The sequence below is a fragment of the Ercella succinigenes genome (genome assembly GCF_900002895.1).
Genome location: NZ_CDHP01000037.1, coordinates 39,123 through 56,381, shown reverse-complemented (window position 1 = coordinate 56,381; position 17,259 = coordinate 39,123). Strand labels below are relative to the sequence as shown.

The following is a 17,259-nucleotide window of genomic DNA, read 5'->3' as shown; positions in this document are numbered from 1 at the left end:
CACCCCTTAATATGCATCGGCAGCAGCCTCACCTGTGCTGACTCTATATGCTTCCTGGACAGGCATAACAAATATTTTGCCATCACCGTGATTGCCGGTAGAATTTACATTGATAAGGATATCCACAACTTTTTTAACCTCATCATCTTCAACAATCAAGGTCATTGCTCTTTTGGAAATCAATCTGTTGCTTTCGCTTAGATGCTCTGCTACCAGCGGATTAGAACTCCCTGCTACCTCAAGAAGGTCCTGCACCATCGAAAAATCAAGTTGCTTACTGCCTCGTCCCAGAACCTTACGGCAGGTAAAAGAAGGAAATCCGGCCTGAGCAAGTGCCTCCTTACTTTTACTAATTTTGTTAAGCCTGATAAAGGCCATAATCTCTTTCATAAAGCACCTCCTACAAACCTTGCTTGCCGGTACTTATAGTCCATGCCTGCTCCACAGGACTTATAAAAATCCTGCCATCGCCGAAATTACCATTTTCTCCTGTCCTGGCTATTCGCATGATGATTTTTATCACATCATCCTTTTGATCTTCTTCAACAACCATCAGCAGCATTTCTTTGGGAATTTCATCATAAAGAATATCCCCAATCTTCATACCTTTTTGCCTTCCTCTTCCAAATACATCCATTTTTGTAACCGCAGGAAAACCTGCAGACATTAATTCAGATAGTACTTCATTAACTTTTTCCGGACGAATAATAGATCTGACAAGTAACATAAAAAACCTCCCGTCTTTTCAGCAAATATCAATCGCATTAAAAAAATGCCAGCTGCTGATTATGTTCCGCTTTACCGCAAAATTATCTTATTATCAGTGCGCATCCGATTTAGATATCCAGGATGCCATGCTCCATCATCAGTTCTTCCAGACGATCCTGATTCATAGGTTTCGGAATTACAAACATATCGTTGCCGTCAATAGCAGATGCTAACTGTCTATACTCATTTGCCTGTTCAGCCTCGGGTTCATAATGAATTACTGTTTTCTTATTAATTTCTGCACGCTGAACAACATTGTCGCGTGGAACGAAATAGATAAGCTGACTTCCTAATTCTTGAGCAAATGCCTCTAGCAATCCTTTTTCACCATCAACTTTTCTGCTGTTACAGATAATGCCACCTAATCTAACACCACCTGTATTTGCGTATTTCTGTATACCTTTTGAAATATTATTAGCAGCATACAGCGCCATTAACTCTCCGCTGGCAACTATATATATTTCCTGAGCCTTACCTTCTCTGATCGGCATGGCAAAACCACCACAGACAACGTCACCAAGAACATCATAAAAAACATAATCCAGATCAGCTTCATAAGCACCCAGACTTTCAAGCATACCTATCGAAGTGATAATACCCCTTCCTGCACAACCAACACCTGGTTCAGGACCACCTGACTCTACACATTTAATCCCGGCAAAACCATCTTTTAGAATCAACTCAAGATCAATGTCTTCACCTTCTTCGCGTAAGGTATCAAGAACAGTTTTCTGTGCCAGACCACCTAGCAGCAGTCTGGTTGAATCAGCTTTAGGATCACAGCCTACAACCATAATTTTTTTTCCCATTTCGCCAAGTCCGGCAGTAAGGTTCTGTGTTGTTGTGGATTTACCTATCCCACCTTTACCATAAATAGCTACCTGTCTCATAATATGCAACCTCCAATTCTTTTTCTTGCACTTCAAAAAAGAGAGCCACTTATTCAAACAATCTTGAATAAATATGTGACCCCCTTGTCTTTCGGGCTTTTAACTTGTATCAGATGGCATAATTGTATATGGACAAATAAATTACCGCAATAAACGCCACTGTGAAATATAGACTTGTTTTGCAAGTATATATTGTGCATCTTGCATAATTTCAAAAAAACTTGTCCGGGCACTAAGATTTTACCCAAATCTAACAAACTTTATAAATCAATGTAACCTAAGCTCAATTCATTTTTTAATTTGTTGATAATATTTAAATTAAATAGATTTAAATATAAAATACAATTACTTATCCTTCTGAAAAAAAGGCTTGTGATATTGTTGATTTCAAAAAACTTCGCATAGCGGGGGGGGTGTGGATATGATAGGGTTCTTAAAAGACGTTCTTATTTGTTCTCTTGGGGCTTATGGCGGCCCAGAAGCACATATTGGTGTTTTTACTCATCAGCTGGTAAAGAAGAAAAACTATCTTTCAGAAGAAGAACTTATAGAATTACTGGCATTATGCAGTATTCTACCAGGACCAACCAGCACTCAGACAATAGTTGCCGTGGGGCACAAAATAGGTGGCCCTTTACTTGCTTTTTTAACAATGCTTGTATGGGCAATGCCTGTGCTGATAGTTATGACGTTATTATCTTTTATATATCAGTTTTTTGCATTAAATAATATCTCCAATGAAGCCTTGCGATATATAGGCCCGATGGCTGTTGGTTTTATTATTCTTGCTGCATTTAATATTGGGAAAAAAGTGGTTAATGACAAACTGACGTTAATATTATTTGCTCTTAGCGCTATAACTACATATTTTATAAGATCTCCCTGGATTTTTCCTGCTGTACTTATATTCGGAGGAATAGCCAGCATAGTTTTTAATCAGATTTTTTTGAAAGAAGATCATATTTGGAACAAAGTCAAGCTTAATCCTCCTTGGGCATATTTTATAGCTTTTGCCACACTTGCCGTAGGAAGCATATTTATAACATTTATTTTTGATAACAGAATTTTGCATCTTTTCGAAAGTTTTTACCGTTATGGCTACCTTGTTTTTGGTGGTGGTCAGGTTGTAGTCCCTGTAATGCACAGCGAACTGGTACAAGTAAATCAGTATATGACTAATCAGGAATTTCTAACAGGATATGGCCTTGTACAAGGTCTTCCTGGTCCAATGTTTAGCTTCAGTGCCTATGCCGGAGGCATGGCAGCAAGGGGAAGCAACGCTTTAGTGCAAGTTGCAGGAGCAATTGCCGGCGGAATAGGAATATTTCTTCCGGGGCTGCTTTTGATATTTTTTGTTTATCCTGTTTGGGAAAATCTAAAGAAAATCAAAGCTATCAAGATTTCTCTCAAAGGAATCAACGCTGTTGCCGGTGGTTTAATCGCCATAGCGGCTGTTATCTTGATGCAGAGCAGTGGATTTTCACCTGATAACATTATAGTTACTCTTGCTACAATCGGACTGCTGCTCAGCAAAAAAATTCCTGCGCCTTTTATTGTCATTATTGTTCTTATAGCAGGGTTTGTTCTTTGAACCTTTGAGCTTAACAGAGTAGCACCAGGAGAACGACGAAAATTTTTCCTTGCTCTGTTTAATCAGATTATTTTAAATAGCAGTTTGATGGTATAATCATCTTCGGACTGATGTGCAACACAAAGCCCTCCCATATTTGCCATCATTATCTTTATATTCCTTACACCTATTTCTGTTCTTTCCATTTTTTCTTCATAATGCATTATTTTGTTAGAGAACTGAACAGAAAATTCACCGTTCTCTTCCCCAACTTTTAGCTCTACTGCCTCTGCCCGATCTGCATATTTAATAATATTAGTACTTATATTGTCAAAGATTCTGCCGATATAGTCTGTAGCCACAGAAGTTTTGACATCTATCCAGCTTATGTTGCTTTCAAGCTTAAACCCGTTAATATCAAGATAGCTTGCCATACCTGATAAATAATCTTCAAAGATTACTTTTACCTTTTTTGGTTCTTCTAATACAACATGATCATTTTTGGATAGGAAAAATCTTTCAAACAACTGATCAGACATCCTCTTTATTTGCACCACTTTGCCTCTGCTTTTTTCCAGATAAGCTTGAAATTGTTCTATGTCCATATTTTTTTCTTTATGCAACAAATCCAAGTAAAGGCTCAACGTTGTCAAAGGAGTGCGCAAATCATGCGAAATAGCAACAACAAGATCATAATTCGCTTTAACAGCCTCTTCTTCCTTTTTCATATTTTCCAAAAGAGCAAGTCTCATTTGATTAAGACCTTCAGCAAGAGCGGCTAATTCATCTGTTCCTTTTATTGTGATCTCATTTTCCAAACCACCGGTTTCAAGAATTTTTATTTCCTGTTCAAGCTGAACTATATAATTAATTTTTCTCCGGTTCAGAAAAACAAAGATGCCGGCAAAAATAAGAACCGAGAGCATAATTTGACCTATAATGGCATATATATATAGTTGGTCATCGAAATATCCATATAGCGATACTTCTGCTTTGCCGTCAGCAAATTCAATATCTCTGGTCAGAAACCATTCATTTTGGCTATAACTATTAATTATACCTGTTTCTTCGGCAGCATAATCCGAATCTGTTATTTCCAACTCATCAGATTCGCTATAATCTTGAATCGACTCTTGCTCCTCATTTTGAAAAGAAATATCTTCTTCCCAGCCATACATTATTGAGTCGTATAAAATTTTGCTATCACGTGTTATATCCATAATGATATAAGCTGTTCGCTTTCTTTTGACCCAGTTATCGATCTGCTCGGTATCTACAGCAGCAATTTCATTAACAAATACAAACTCCTCAAATTGGTTCATACTTTGATCATTTTTCTCATAGATATGCTCAGCGCTGCCAAGATAATAATCGAGCGCATAAGTAACAACCGCATCGAGCAGGAAATAAGCACCTATCGCGATAAATGCCGAAATCAGAATCTCAATGAAGGCTTGCCTTTTTAAACTGTATCTTCTTTTATTCAAAACGATACCCTTTCCCCCATACTGTTTTTATATGATCCGGTGTTTCTGGTATCTTTTCAATTTTCATCCTTAATTTTCGGATATGCACCATTACAGTGCTATTAGACGTATATAAATAGGGTTCATTCCAAATACTCTCATAAAGATTCTGCGCGGAGAAAGTTTTCTTTGGGTAACGCATAAGGAGTAAAAGTATTTTATATTCCAGTTCTGTGAGATCTACCTCTTTATCATCCACCCAAACCTCATTAAAATTCTCATTAATTTTAATATTGCCTATATTAATCAGAACATCTTCTGTGTTGTTTTCTGCCATTGTTTTGCCGCTATAAACATGATATCGCCTAAGCAATGCTTTTACCCGCCCTAGCAATTCAACATAAGAAAAAGGCTTGATCAGATAATCATCACCACCAACCATCAATCCAACTAATTTATCAGATTCCGTGGATTTTGCGGTCAGAAATAGTACGGGCACATACGAGAATTTGCGAATTTCCTCACAGGTCTTCAAACCGGAAATACCTGGCATCATAATATCTAAAATCACCAGATCAATGGTGTCATCTAACAATTCTATCCCTTCTCTGCCATGTTTAGCCTCAACCACAGCATAATCTTCGCTTTCAAGCAGCAGTCTAATGCCTTCTCTTATATCCGCGTCATCCTCGATGATTAAAATCTTCGCCTTGCTCATGTTTTTTCTCCATTCGTTTTACTCTCTACAACATTAGCTTTGCCAGATTAGTATCTAAAGTAAAATTTTTCAATTCATAAAGCACAAGAACTTCGTCAATATCTCCATTGTCAAGCAAGTTAGAAACAGAATCTGAATAATAGCGCAAATCAATCATTATAATTCTACGATAGTCTTCAGTCATAAAAGGTATCATACAATTGGCAAACGAATCCTTTAAAACCATTAGCGTTCCGCTGCCTTTGCCTGTATTTATTTCTGTTAATCCATAATTGCCACCAAAAAACACTTTGTATTTATCTTTTTCAGTCAAAGACGACAAATCATAAATGTTTCCGATTTTGCCGTCAATAATAACTTCTATTTCCTCACTTACCTCTGCTATTTCTACAATATCAGGAACAGCTCTATAATCCAAAGTTCTCGAATATAGTGTTCCTAGAAAAGCGTCTGATACAATATCTTTTTTATTATCATCATAGCTATATTTAGCGTTTTCTCCCAAAAATGTCTTATAACCTATATATGCACCTGAAGTCGTCCAGTGATGATCTGTAGAATAATATATATATTGTTCTTTTGCCGCCTTCAAATCATTAGTAGGGTTTACCAGTTTGCATTTTGAAAAAGCCTGCTCAGCCGTACTGTAAAGCGACTCTGCATCATAAAGAGATGCATTTTCAGGCAGTTTTTCCTCCAGCACGATTCCCGAGGAAGGCACCAGCAAGGCAGCAAATTTGATATTATCATATTTATCAGCAATTGCATTAATTCTCTCTAAATTCTTTTTGTAATTATCCTGATCAATATCTGCATCTGTTATCTTCTCAAAATAGTAGTTATCTTTACCAATATAAGTATTTTCGATATCACGCCTGCCACTCAAAATCTTCATAGCCGTTCCTAGTTTCATCAAAGCATTACGTCCCGGGAACTGATCACTAAGATACGTATCCAGTTTTTTTTGAAAATCCCCTGTCATAATAGCAGATGTGCTTAGTTTAGGTTTTTCACTAAGCACCCGATTTTCATTTTCTGAAAAAGATTTTTCAGGTAAAGCAAAAATCAGTATGCCTGTAATAAGCATTGCAGCTAATATAAAAACAGATCCTGCGATTTTTATTCTGCTCATTTTCTATCACCTCAAAACCTAAAATAAAGGAAAGGATTATAGCTGTCTCCAATCAGAAGAACGATACTAGAAAATATAACCAATACAGCAAAGCTAAATTCCATTAAAAATTCTTTTTTAGCAATAATATTTGCTTTTGCAGCCAGCCTTTTTACCATTCTGGAAGGAATACTTGTAGAACCAATAATAAGGATTATAAATAATATGCCATATGTCTTTAAATAGTATAATGTCATACCGTTTATGACACCATTAAAGCCAAACATACTACTCATATAATTAGCAAGCAAAGATATATCATCACAGGCAAAAATAACCCAGCCAAGCATCACAAATAGCAAAGTATAAACATGCATCAAAGCTTTCGGCCATTTTTCAAAATATTTTATCAAAAACAGTTTTTCCATCATCAGCAAAGAAAAATAAAACAAACCCCAAATCAAGAAATTCCAACCAGCGCCGTGCCAAAGACCTGTCAGCCCCCACACGATCAAGAGATTCAATACCTGTCTTAACTTTCCACATCTATTGCCTCCCAGTGGAATATAAAGATACTCTCTAAACCATGTTCCTAAAGTAATATGCCATCTTCGCCAAAACTCCGTGATACTGGCGGATTCATAGGGATATCTAAAATTTTCCGGCAAACGAAAGCCAAACATCTGTCCTAAACCTATCGCCATATCGGAATAACCGGAAAAATCAAAATATATCTGGAAAGCAAAAGCAAAAGTCCCTATCCAAGCTGTTCCCGCCGGTATTAATCCTCCGGAAGCAGAAATTTCACTCCACAGGCTTCCTATCTGATTCGCAAGTAAAACTTTTTTGCCAAGACCGACCGAAAACCGAACAACTCCTTTAAAAATCAGATCTGCTTTTTCTTTTCTACTTCGGATTTGTTTTTCTATATCTGCATACCTAACAATAGGACCTGCAATTAATTGAGGGAATAAACAGATATACATGCCAAAATCAATAATATTGCGCTGTACACCAACCCTGCCACGATATACATCAATAGTGTATGACAATGTTTGAAAAGTATAAAAGGAAATCCCTATCGGCAATGCCAATCTTAGCAATCCAAAATCAGTACCAATTAAATGATTTATATTCTCAATAGCAAAATCAGTGTACTTAAAATAACATAGCAATCCCAAGTTGACTATCAGAGAAATTATTAAAACTATTTTTTTAGCATTTTGTCTGTTCTTAAATCTATCAATAAGCCGCCCATTGCTATAGTCAAAAACAGTTGAGAACAGCATAATTAAAATATACTTCGGTTCGCCCCACGCATAAAAGATCAAACTGGCAATTAAAAGCACCAAATTACGGTATCGAGGCGGGAACAAATAGTATATCAGAACAGTCAGCGACAAGAAAAGACAAAGAAACAAGATACTACTAAACAGCATAAACTCTAGCCTTTCTTACTTTTTTACTGATCTGATTTATTTGCTGATCCCATTTTCAAAGGATGTTTTAATACTATGCTGATTTTTACTTATTATCAGAACTACATAGTTTCCTTTGTCGAAGATAAGTGCATTTTCAACCCTGCTTACCTGATCCGGCTGATATGAAGCATAAAGGTTTTTACGCCCCTCAACATGATCTTCTAAAGTTTTTAGCATATCGCTTACGTCCGATTTGTTTTTCAGCCTTACTACAGCAATTTCGTCAGCAAGACCATCTGAAGAATAAGCTAAAAAGAATCCTTCTACCTTTTTATAGTCAAAATCAGAAAGGAAGGCAAACAAATCCTCTGCATTGTCGTTGCTGCTGCTAACACTGGTCATCTCAGGCAGATCTTTATCTGCCTCTAGCATAGAAGTTTGAAGCGAATATAGACTTACAGAATCAACCTCGCTGCTTTCATTGCCACAGGAAGCAATTGTCAGGCACAATAGCATCGCTATCATAGTGCAAAAAACTTTTTTAATCACGCTGTCTCCTCCGTCAAATTATCTTCCCATGACTTATCACTATCCCAGTTTTCAAAATCATCATCAGAATCCCATTCAAAAGAATCATCAAACCCTAAGTCACCAAAAGCTTCATTAATAGCATTTTCTACTTTTTCCAGATCTTCTTCACTAATATTTATATTGCCTTCATTATAATTTTGAACATATACAGCAAGCAAATACCCTTCCTCTACAGGATTCCAGCTATAATCCATATGAACATTTTCATATTCAGCAATGCTCCACATCATGTTTTGTATCTGCTCAATCATACTAACCGCTATCTTTGCATCATTTTCGGTTAAATCAGAATCAAATTTCAAAGAAAGAATGCTTTCACCCTCATCAATAGCAGCACGAAGTTTTTGAGGCAGAGAATAGATATCAGATGCCTTTTTCGCAGTTTGGTATGCCATATTATATTTCAAACTATCAGCAACCGGGAAAAATCTAGAGTCCCAATTTTGTTCTCTTGAACGCATAATATCGTTAATATTAAAATTAGAGTAATTTCCCGAACCGGCATCTGCATAAATATCAGTATGATACCAGTTTTCATCAAGCTGTACGATATTCCACGAATGATAATATTCTGTATTATGCACAACCATGCAAGGCACATCGAGCATTTGCATAAACAAACGGAAAGTAGTGGCATACCCTACACAGACTGCATTGTGATATTTTAGTACACCATATGGATTATCGCTATCTTCTTGTGTTGTCGGTATAACTGTCAAAAACCCACTGTCATTTTGCAAATTATGTGTCATCCAGTCATAAACAGCCTTTTCTTTTTCATAATTAGACATATCGGTAGTTATGATCTCATCCAAGACTTTAGCCGCCATATCCAAAGTTTCTTTATCTTTATCATTAAGCTTGGATTTATCACCAGATTTATATGCTTCCGAAATATGCTCAGTAGAAACGATCATATATTGCTCAGCAATGGTTACATCATTCTCCTTTGTTTCCTCATCCTCTTCTACCAGTTGAGCATGCATCTCTGCCATCACAGCTTTGTTATTTATTAAAGATAAAACACCAAGAGAAACACTCCCCATGACACCCACAATTAAAACAACTAACATAATATATATACCAGTGAATTTTGGACGTTCCTTTGTTTTCTCGCTCATCTGAAAATCTCCTTAATATACTTTTTAAAATTAGAATAAACACACAGTGCATATACTGTTCAAACATAAGTGTTTGTCTTTGGCACATGCAAAATAGTCACAGTTATTACTGCATACATATCTTAACAGTCAATTCTTAAGCAAATAGAAGGAAATATCTTAAAGTTTCTAAAAATATATTTGTTTTGTGTAAAGCCTATGTCTTCAAAGCGAAATACAAGCAAGATCTATCCTATTGATCATAAAAATCTATCATTGAGATTCGAAATCATCTTCAAGATTTGCCAAATAAATATTATACTTTTTGACTCGTCTTTCTACGGTAAAAAACGAGATCAAAAAAGATGCCGCAAAAAGCATAGACGCCTGTATTATTAATTCTTTTGCCGGCATTTTTTCAATAAAATAGCCGTAAAGAGTTACAATGGCAACAAACCCTACTGAGTCTACAAAATAATAAGCAAGTCGATTAACTATACCCGTTCTGACCAATCTGATCATGATCCACAGTTAAATTCTTAAGCCATAAACCTTTGGCATAATATTTAAAAGCCATAGCTAATTTGGCATTCAACATAAATTGAGTCAACACATATGCTACCACAATTGATACAGGAGTGACCAATGGTACAACTGTGGCTAATATAATCGCAAGAGGGATTGGTACCAGCCAGGTATAAACCGCATCAAGACGAAAAGCCGATGGAATATCTCCGCCAGCTCTCAAAACGAAGAAAATATTTGTATAAAGAATTTGCGGTATGAAGAACACCGTTTGAATGCGAATTAGCAATGTTGCCATCTGCCTAAGCTCATCGGAAACATTAAAGAAACTCGGCAACAAACCGGAAATAGAAATAGAAACAACCATTAGTACAAGACCTATACATGTGGCCATGAACATCAATTGATTGGAATTCTTACGCGCTTCTTCAAAACGACCTGCACCAAGGCGACTGCCGATCATAATAGCAACACCTGCAGACATACCACCAAACAAAACATAAACAAACTGCATTGACTGCTCAACTATAACCAATGCCGGCAAGGAGTATTCATCTATTCTGGCATAAGACCAGAATAGCATATTGGTACCCATTGTCCAGAGAAATTCATTAGCAATCAGCGGGAATGTTTTGTCCGCAACCATCCGGATAAGCTTACGACCGGCATTACGTGCCGCTGCGATATTCCAGGTGAACCATGTCCGGCCGCTGCCGATCCAGACAAAATAGAAAAGCATCTCCGCTATACGTGCTATGAGCGTAGCCAGAGCCGCACCGCGTCCTCCCATAGCCGGGAAGCCAAGCTTGCCGAAAATAAACACCCAGTTCAAGGCAATGTTAATCGAAATCGTAAACAGACCGACTATAAAAGGAACTTTACTCTGTCCGACTGAGCGCAGCGAAAATAGACTGACCATAGAGATAGCTGCGGGCAGATAACTGAAACGAATCAGCTCAACATAATTCATACCAGCATCAATTGTAGCAGGATCACTGACAAAAGCTCTAAGAAGCATTTCTGGTGCGCCCAGCAAAATACCGGTAAAAACTATCGCTACCAGTAATCCCGCCAGTTGCTGTAACGCAAATAAAACCTGGCAGGTTTTGCGATCCCCGGCACCATAATACTGCGACAATAACAAGCCTCCGGCTCCGGTTATTCCCCAGAATATGCCCTGATAAACAAAAAAGACTTTATTAGCAACGGTAACACCTGACAGTGTAGCCGCATCGACCATACCTACCATCAGATTGTCGAAGAAGCCGAACATGGAACTAAGCAGCTGCTGTCCGGCTACCGGCAGCATGACCAAAACAGCCTCACGGTAAAACGATCGGCTGCCAATCAATGGACGCAATCTCGATACTCTAGCTGCGGACATAAGCTGCCCTCCTCTGAAATTACATTCAGAAAACTTTACTACCAAAACAGCTTATGGTCAATCCCTTTTTTCGATTTTGTAAATATATTTTACGCTTCCGGCAACCTAGGGGGACGATCATAATTCGAACATATGGGGCGATCATATATTTCTGGATCATATGGGGACGATCATACATTTCTGAACAAAATCTTGAAACGCCCTGTTTGCAACATAATCTTGTGTTTCTTTTACAATTCGTGTCTGACACAAGTGTCAGACACACATATCAGGATAATCACTTAAAATGACCTGGCCCCAGCAGATTTAATGGATCTAATCATCGCCCTTGTCTGGCACTTGGTGCCAGACAACAATTTCATCTGGATGCGGTTATGATGCCCTAATATCAATGGTTTTTGTGATTTTAAGGCTTTAGGCTAGGGTGTCCCCGGGGGTTCCTTTCTACATTTTTGCTACGACAACTATTATGACATATAGGTGTCACTCTTGTGCTCCTATGTGTAATCAAAGCACAAATAATGAAAAAATGATTCCAAGGGTTCCCACTATAGCAAAGATTAATGCTGTTTTACTAGGCATACGTCCTTCATTAGAGGCAGCTCTGCCAAACATACCAAAAACTGCCGGATGCACGAGGAACGGCATAGCAAAAATGAACGGTATCAATCCTGCAGCCTGCTCACCGAACATTCCACCTTGAGTCGCAGCAAAAAGACCGAAATGTGAAAGCCCTGACGAAGTCGCCATAGCAGCAGAAGAAAGTGGTACTCCTGCAAAGTGAAGCATTAGAAAACTACCAAACACAGCCGTAAGTTGCCAACCAAAAGCAAATATCATTAAAGCTTTTACCTCCAGTGCATCTATCCCTCCGGCTTTTTTTAGTTTATTCAAAGCAATAATAGTCAAAATAACACCAACAACTGCAACAGGGATTGCCCAACCTGCTAATAAAGCATCTGCGCTAGCACTGGCCGCCAATATTGAAAAAACAAAAATATGCCCAAAAAACGGAACATTAATCATGATAGGAGCTCTGGCTGCGGCATCATGTCCAAGATCTCCAGCAGTACAAGCACCGGTAAGACCAGAATGTGATAGAGCCCCAGCCATGCCGGGAGCTAAATTGCGCATATGATTCGCCTTTCCTACAAAAATAAGCAGGGACAGCCCGCCAAACATCCAGAAAACTTGTCCGAAGAAGCCGTAACTAATAACAGAATACATTTCAGTAAGCTGGAAAGCCTCAACTAATTGCGAACCACCTATGATAAAATTTGCAGCCAATACTACTGGTATCCCGGCAAAAAGCAAAGCTCTTAATGTAGGACCGAATTTCCAGTTTGTAAAAACCATCCCTAGAGCTGCTGATAAAATCATTGCGAAAAATATTTGTGGCAAGCCAATAATAGGATTTATCCAGACTGCAATAAAATGAGAAAGCACCAGAATTGCCAAAATACCTGCCAATTCTGCAACACCTTTACCAATATAGCCACGTCTGTTTTGAATAATTGCTTTATAATCTATTAGAATAATCGAGCCAACAATTCCCAAATAAGCTATCAAAGGATAAAAAGAACCTAGAATATCATCCGAGGGGAAACCTATTAGTAATCTCTTGGTGCTTTCAACACCTATAAGTATAAAAAAAGCTCTGAAAATAAAAACCAGTTGTGTTCTTTTAGTGCCAAGAACTACTTCTTCATCAGAAGGTGTAATAATATCTTCTATATCAAATTTTTTGCCGGACAAAATTTTAAATAATTCCTGTCCACCCACAAAAAACGAAGCTATCATGGCTATTATTGTAACCTTGCTCATCAGCCCTACTATTGGAAATTCCGGCAATCCCGGCGTTGTCGCACCTGTCCTTACTAGAACAAGACCCATAAGCAAACCGAAGATTACTACAATAAGAATTGGAGAATACCTTGTACCTGCAACAACTGTACGTGCAATAAGCACCATCGGGATGATAATAAGCAAGGTAATAAAAAAGTGATTCAGGAGCTGGAGTCCGGCCATTTGTTCGAAAATAAGTTCCATAATATATTCCTCTCTGGTCAGGGCTCATATAAATGATAGATATCAAACTATTCTCAGATAGTCTATCAAAATAGTGCGAAAAAGACCAGATAAAATATACAGGTTTTCAGTATTTAGCCAACATAATCATTTTTTAAAAACGCCCGATGATAAATCTTTTTTCCTTTTTTTATTTTTACACCCGATAGTAATTGTTCTTTAGATATCTGATAATCTGCCGATTTTATTTTATTATCATTTAAGGTAAGACCTCCTTGCTGAATCAAGCGACGTGCTTCACTTTTTGAAGATGCTATTTTACAAAAAATTATTAAATCAAGAACATTTATATTTCCTTCTGTCAGTTCTGACAATATAATTTCAGTAGAAGGCATGTTTAAATCTTCACGACCATCCAAAAACAGTGCTTTAGATGCAACTTCTGCTTTTTTTGCTTCTTCTTGTCCATGTATCAGCGAAGTGAGCTCATATGCAAGTATTTCTTTTGCTTTATTTAATTGACTACCTTGCCAACTATCCATATTTTCAATTTGTTCTAATGGGAGAAAAGTCAGCATACGGATACATTTCATTACATCTGCATCATGTATATTTCGCCAGTATTGATAAAAGTCAAAAGGTGTTGTCTTTTGGGGATCAAGCCAAACGGCACCTTTAGCGGTCTTACCCATTTTACTTCCTTCTGCATTCATAAGCAAAGTAATCGTCATTGCATAGGAATCTTTGCCTAGTTTGCGGCGAATTAACTCTCTACCACCAAGCATATTTGACCATTGATCATCACCACCAAATTGCATATTGCAGCCATAATTCAAAAATAGGTGATAAAAATCGTATGCCTGCATGATCATGTAATTTAACTCTATGAAGGATAGTCCTTTTTCTAGTCTTTGCTTATAACATTCTGCCCTCAACATATTATTAACAGAAAAATGTGCACCCGTCTCTCTTAGCATCTCAATATAATTAATATCAAGCAGCCAGTCTGCATTATTTACTAACACTGCTTTGTTATCACTAAATTCGATAAATTTTTCAATTTGTTTTCTAAAACAATCACAGTTTCTCCTAATTGTTTCTGGAGACATCATTGACCTTAAATCAGTCCTGCCTGAAGGATCACCCACATAACCAGTTCCTCCTCCCAGAAGAACAACAGGTTTATTTCCTGCCATTTGTAGCCGCTTCATCAAGCAAAGAGCCATAAAATGGCCAACATGCAACGAATCGGCAGTAGGATCAAAGCCTATATAAAAAACTGCTTTCCCCTGATTAACAAGCTCTTTTATCTCTTTGTCATCTGTCACCTGTGCGATTAATCCACGGGCTATTAATTCATCATAAATTTTCATTTTACCAGCTCCTATTTACATGTGTTTTTATTCTAGATACAGAACAAACTGAAGTAAAGTCACAAAAAGAAGCTGGTGTGACATATGCAAGTTAGAATCTGAAAATTAATCAATATACTTTATAATAGGCAATGGTAATGTCTGTTTTAGCAATTGTACAAATGTTTTTTTATCTTTCTTCATTCCACCGAGAAGCCATTCAATTACCATATCTGTGCCGCCACGTGCTGCTATTTCTATCGAAAACTGAATTAATTCAGTCTTGATATCTACACCTTTTGATAAAAGAAATCGTTCATATGTTTCTCTTGTAATAGCTATATCAAAATTCCGCAAACCGTTGATATCAAGGCTTGAATAAGAATTTTTAAAAACATTGTATTTTTTCTCATATATTTCAAGATGACTCAACAAAGCCTCTTCCCATGAAATATTTTTTGTGATTTGTCCAAAACTACTCTGATAAAATTGAGAAAAATACCAGCTTGCCAGATCGTATTTATCTTTGAAATGACGATAAAAAGTTCTTCGCGAAAAAGGTGTGAGTTTGATAATTTCACTTACCTGAATATCATCAAGCTTCTTTTTGCTCAAAAGAATTTCTATAGAATCTGCAAATTGTTTTTTCGTTTCCATTGTATTCTCAACTTTTCATCAACTTTAACATTATCTTAAAAACTTTATTATGTCCTCTACCATTAATTTGATTTGCAGTCCCTGTAAAATAAAGACCACTATCTGCATGGTAAAAAGCAAAAGCTCCGGTCTGTCCCCAGAAACCGTAAACATTATCTATCGGTTTTAATGGCGACATCATCCTTGGAATCCATAGTTTTTCAAGACCTATTCCGAAATACATCGTAGCAGGCATTAGCATGAAATTCCATTTTTTCAAATCTTCTATTTCCTCTTTAGCAAAATAGAAATTGTTAAAAAAAGCTTTGAGGAAAACCATACTATCTTTTGCCGTTGCCGCAATACCACCTTCTGCAGGAACGGATGCCATATAGCGTGGCACATATAAAGACTGGCTGCGATAGTACATTGGCACAGGTCTGGTATCTTTAATATCGGAATAAACATATGTCTGCTTTAATCCTAATGGATCAAAAAGATATTTTTGAAAAGCCTCCGCTACAGACAGCCCTGTAATTTTCTCAATAATAACACCTAGGATCTGATAATTCGTATCTGAATAAACTGCTTTGCCAGGCTGTCCTGGATAAAAACGAGGCTTCATTCCTTTAACAAATTCAATTGTTTTTTCTAGTGACCATTCTTCGTCCTGCCCCTTAAGAAAACCATCTCCTGCCCCTTTACCATCGGCACCTTTGCCAAAAAAATAATCGGGTAAACCAGATGTATTACTAATCAGATGTTGAATCGTTATTTCTCGAGAATAATCTTTTCCTTTATATACATGTATACCATCCAACATACCTTCAGGAAAAAAACTATGGGCTTTTTGACTGAAACTAATATGCCCCTGATTTTTTAGAATCAATACAATAGCAGTAACATATAATTTAGTAACGCTGGCAATGAAATAATAATCATCTGTTTTAATATTTCCCGCCGCACTTGTATAGGAAATTGATGCATCTTCATTTTCAACGCAAAAAACTGTGCCAAAAATATTTTTATTATCTATGATATTAGCGGTTAATTCATCTAATTTCGTCTGACTAATCATGGCTTTTCCCTCCATTTTTCAATCTTTTTAGCATTCCCTCAACAACATCTATTCCTGTTTCATCAAGAATTTTTATTATTAAGTCATCGTCCAAAAAATCCTGATAAACCTCTTTTCTTGCAAGCAGCGAAAGCCCCGCCTGCAGCGCCTGCATTTTCATCAGCAAAATACGTAATTCAGAATCGGGAAATTGCGATAACTGAGGATCCTTTTTCATTTGTTCAATGGCAAAAGATTCATTATCTTCCTGATTCCTGTATTTGCTGTCATTTTTAACAACAACTTCATCAAAAATCTTAGGATATTTTCTTGCAAATTTAACCGAGGCTATGCCTATATCCAAAAAAGGATCACCAGAATTTTGCTCAGACAGCAGCTCTTTATTAATTCGTACAGCACGGTCTATCACCGCCTGCTTCAGCTCGTCTGCCTCTTTGAAATTAACATAAATAGGCGCAATAGAGCTACCAAGACGCTTAGCAATATTACGTATTGTTAACTGTTCAAAACCTGACTCGCAGGCAATATCAAAAGCTGCCTGTTCAAGCTGTTCTCTGGTATATTTTGTTTTAGGCATAAGCCTGACCTCCTCGAAAGTTCCTGCTTTCTATAAAGTTAGAA

At 37.2% G+C, this 17,259-nt stretch carries 17 protein-coding genes; 1 reads left to right on the top strand and 16 read right to left on the bottom strand.

Annotated elements, in window-relative coordinates; genetic code table 11:
• Positions 1 to 6: 6 nt before the first annotated feature.
• From AC0KSB_RS08495 to nifH, 3 genes are all read right to left on the bottom strand, one after another.
• Positions 7 to 390 carry a P-II family nitrogen regulator gene (locus AC0KSB_RS08495; RefSeq protein WP_472308249.1) on the bottom strand — a complete coding sequence of 128 codons (384 nt, stop codon included), beginning with the start codon at positions 388 to 390 and terminating at the stop codon, positions 7 to 9.
• 10 nt (positions 391 to 400) lie between these two features.
• The gene (locus AC0KSB_RS08490; RefSeq protein WP_472308247.1) at positions 401 to 727 is read right to left on the bottom strand and encodes a P-II family nitrogen regulator; all 327 of its coding nucleotides are present in this window, start codon (positions 725 to 727) and stop codon (positions 401 to 403) included.
• 109 nt (positions 728 to 836) lie between these two features.
• Positions 837 to 1,658: a nitrogenase iron protein gene (gene nifH / locus AC0KSB_RS08485; protein WP_472308245.1), complete on the bottom strand. Its 822-nt coding sequence runs from the start codon at positions 1,656 to 1,658 to the stop codon at positions 837 to 839.
• Between the two features lie 421 nt (positions 1,659 to 2,079).
• On the opposite strand from nifH, the gene chrA reads away from it, so the two are divergent.
• Positions 2,080 to 3,249, top strand: coding sequence for a chromate efflux transporter (gene chrA / locus AC0KSB_RS08480; RefSeq protein WP_472308243.1), 1,170 nt, complete (start codon positions 2,080 to 2,082; stop codon positions 3,247 to 3,249).
• Positions 3,250 to 3,311: 62 nt separating this feature from the next.
• Here the strand turns inward: chrA and AC0KSB_RS08475 are convergent, their stop codons facing one another.
• The 13 genes from AC0KSB_RS08475 to AC0KSB_RS08415 all read right to left on the bottom strand — a co-directional run bounded on the left by AC0KSB_RS08475 (position 3,312) and on the right by AC0KSB_RS08415 (position 17,215).
• Positions 3,312 to 4,715, bottom strand: coding sequence for a sensor histidine kinase (locus tag AC0KSB_RS08475; RefSeq protein WP_472308241.1), 1,404 nt, complete (start codon positions 4,713 to 4,715; stop codon positions 3,312 to 3,314).
• On the bottom strand, positions 4,708 to 5,412 hold the full coding sequence (locus AC0KSB_RS08470) for a response regulator transcription factor (protein ID WP_472308239.1): 705 nt from the start codon (positions 5,410 to 5,412) through the stop codon (positions 4,708 to 4,710). Before AC0KSB_RS08470 ends, AC0KSB_RS08475 begins: the two co-directional genes overlap by 8 nt.
• 25 nt (positions 5,413 to 5,437) lie before the next feature.
• Positions 5,438 to 6,544 (bottom strand): DHHW family protein, encoded by a 1,107-nt coding sequence (locus AC0KSB_RS08465; protein ID WP_472308237.1) that lies wholly within the window; start codon positions 6,542 to 6,544, stop codon positions 5,438 to 5,440.
• A gap of 11 nt (positions 6,545 to 6,555) precedes the next feature.
• A complete protein-coding gene (locus AC0KSB_RS08460) occupies positions 6,556 to 7,962 on the bottom strand; it encodes an MBOAT family O-acyltransferase (RefSeq protein WP_472308235.1) in 1,407 nt (468 codons plus the stop codon).
• A gap of 36 nt (positions 7,963 to 7,998) precedes the next feature.
• On the bottom strand, positions 7,999 to 8,493 hold the full coding sequence (locus tag AC0KSB_RS08455) for a DUF4358 domain-containing protein (protein WP_472308233.1): 495 nt from the start codon (positions 8,491 to 8,493) through the stop codon (positions 7,999 to 8,001).
• The gene (locus AC0KSB_RS08450) at positions 8,490 to 9,656 is read right to left on the bottom strand and encodes a transglutaminase domain-containing protein (RefSeq protein ID WP_472308231.1); all 1,167 of its coding nucleotides are present in this window, start codon (positions 9,654 to 9,656) and stop codon (positions 8,490 to 8,492) included. The genes AC0KSB_RS08455 and AC0KSB_RS08450 overlap by 4 nt, the downstream gene beginning before the upstream one ends.
• A gap of 252 nt (positions 9,657 to 9,908) precedes the next feature.
• Positions 9,909 to 10,157 carry a hypothetical protein gene (locus tag AC0KSB_RS08445; protein WP_472308229.1) on the bottom strand — a complete coding sequence of 83 codons (249 nt, stop codon included), beginning with the start codon at positions 10,155 to 10,157 and terminating at the stop codon, positions 9,909 to 9,911.
• On the bottom strand, positions 10,126 to 11,544 hold the full coding sequence (locus AC0KSB_RS08440) for an MATE family efflux transporter (RefSeq protein WP_472308227.1): 1,419 nt from the start codon (positions 11,542 to 11,544) through the stop codon (positions 10,126 to 10,128). The genes AC0KSB_RS08445 and AC0KSB_RS08440 overlap by 32 nt, the downstream gene beginning before the upstream one ends.
• Before the next feature lie 507 nt (positions 11,545 to 12,051).
• Positions 12,052 to 13,593: a hypothetical protein gene (locus tag AC0KSB_RS08435; RefSeq protein ID WP_472308225.1), complete on the bottom strand. Its 1,542-nt coding sequence runs from the start codon at positions 13,591 to 13,593 to the stop codon at positions 12,052 to 12,054.
• Between the two features lie 113 nt (positions 13,594 to 13,706).
• Positions 13,707 to 14,945, bottom strand: coding sequence for a tyrosine--tRNA ligase (tyrS, locus tag AC0KSB_RS08430; RefSeq protein ID WP_472308223.1), 1,239 nt, complete (start codon positions 14,943 to 14,945; stop codon positions 13,707 to 13,709).
• Between the two features lie 105 nt (positions 14,946 to 15,050).
• The gene (locus AC0KSB_RS08425; protein ID WP_472308221.1) at positions 15,051 to 15,581 is read right to left on the bottom strand and encodes a TetR/AcrR family transcriptional regulator C-terminal domain-containing protein; all 531 of its coding nucleotides are present in this window, start codon (positions 15,579 to 15,581) and stop codon (positions 15,051 to 15,053) included.
• Between the two features lie 7 nt (positions 15,582 to 15,588).
• Entirely contained in the window at positions 15,589 to 16,638 is a 1,050-nt protein-coding gene (locus AC0KSB_RS08420) for a serine hydrolase domain-containing protein (RefSeq protein ID WP_472308219.1), read from the bottom strand.
• Positions 16,631 to 17,215 carry a TetR/AcrR family transcriptional regulator gene (locus tag AC0KSB_RS08415; protein WP_472308217.1) on the bottom strand — a complete coding sequence of 195 codons (585 nt, stop codon included), beginning with the start codon at positions 17,213 to 17,215 and terminating at the stop codon, positions 16,631 to 16,633. The genes AC0KSB_RS08420 and AC0KSB_RS08415 overlap by 8 nt, the downstream gene beginning before the upstream one ends.
• Between the last annotated feature and the right edge of the window lie 44 nt (positions 17,216 to 17,259).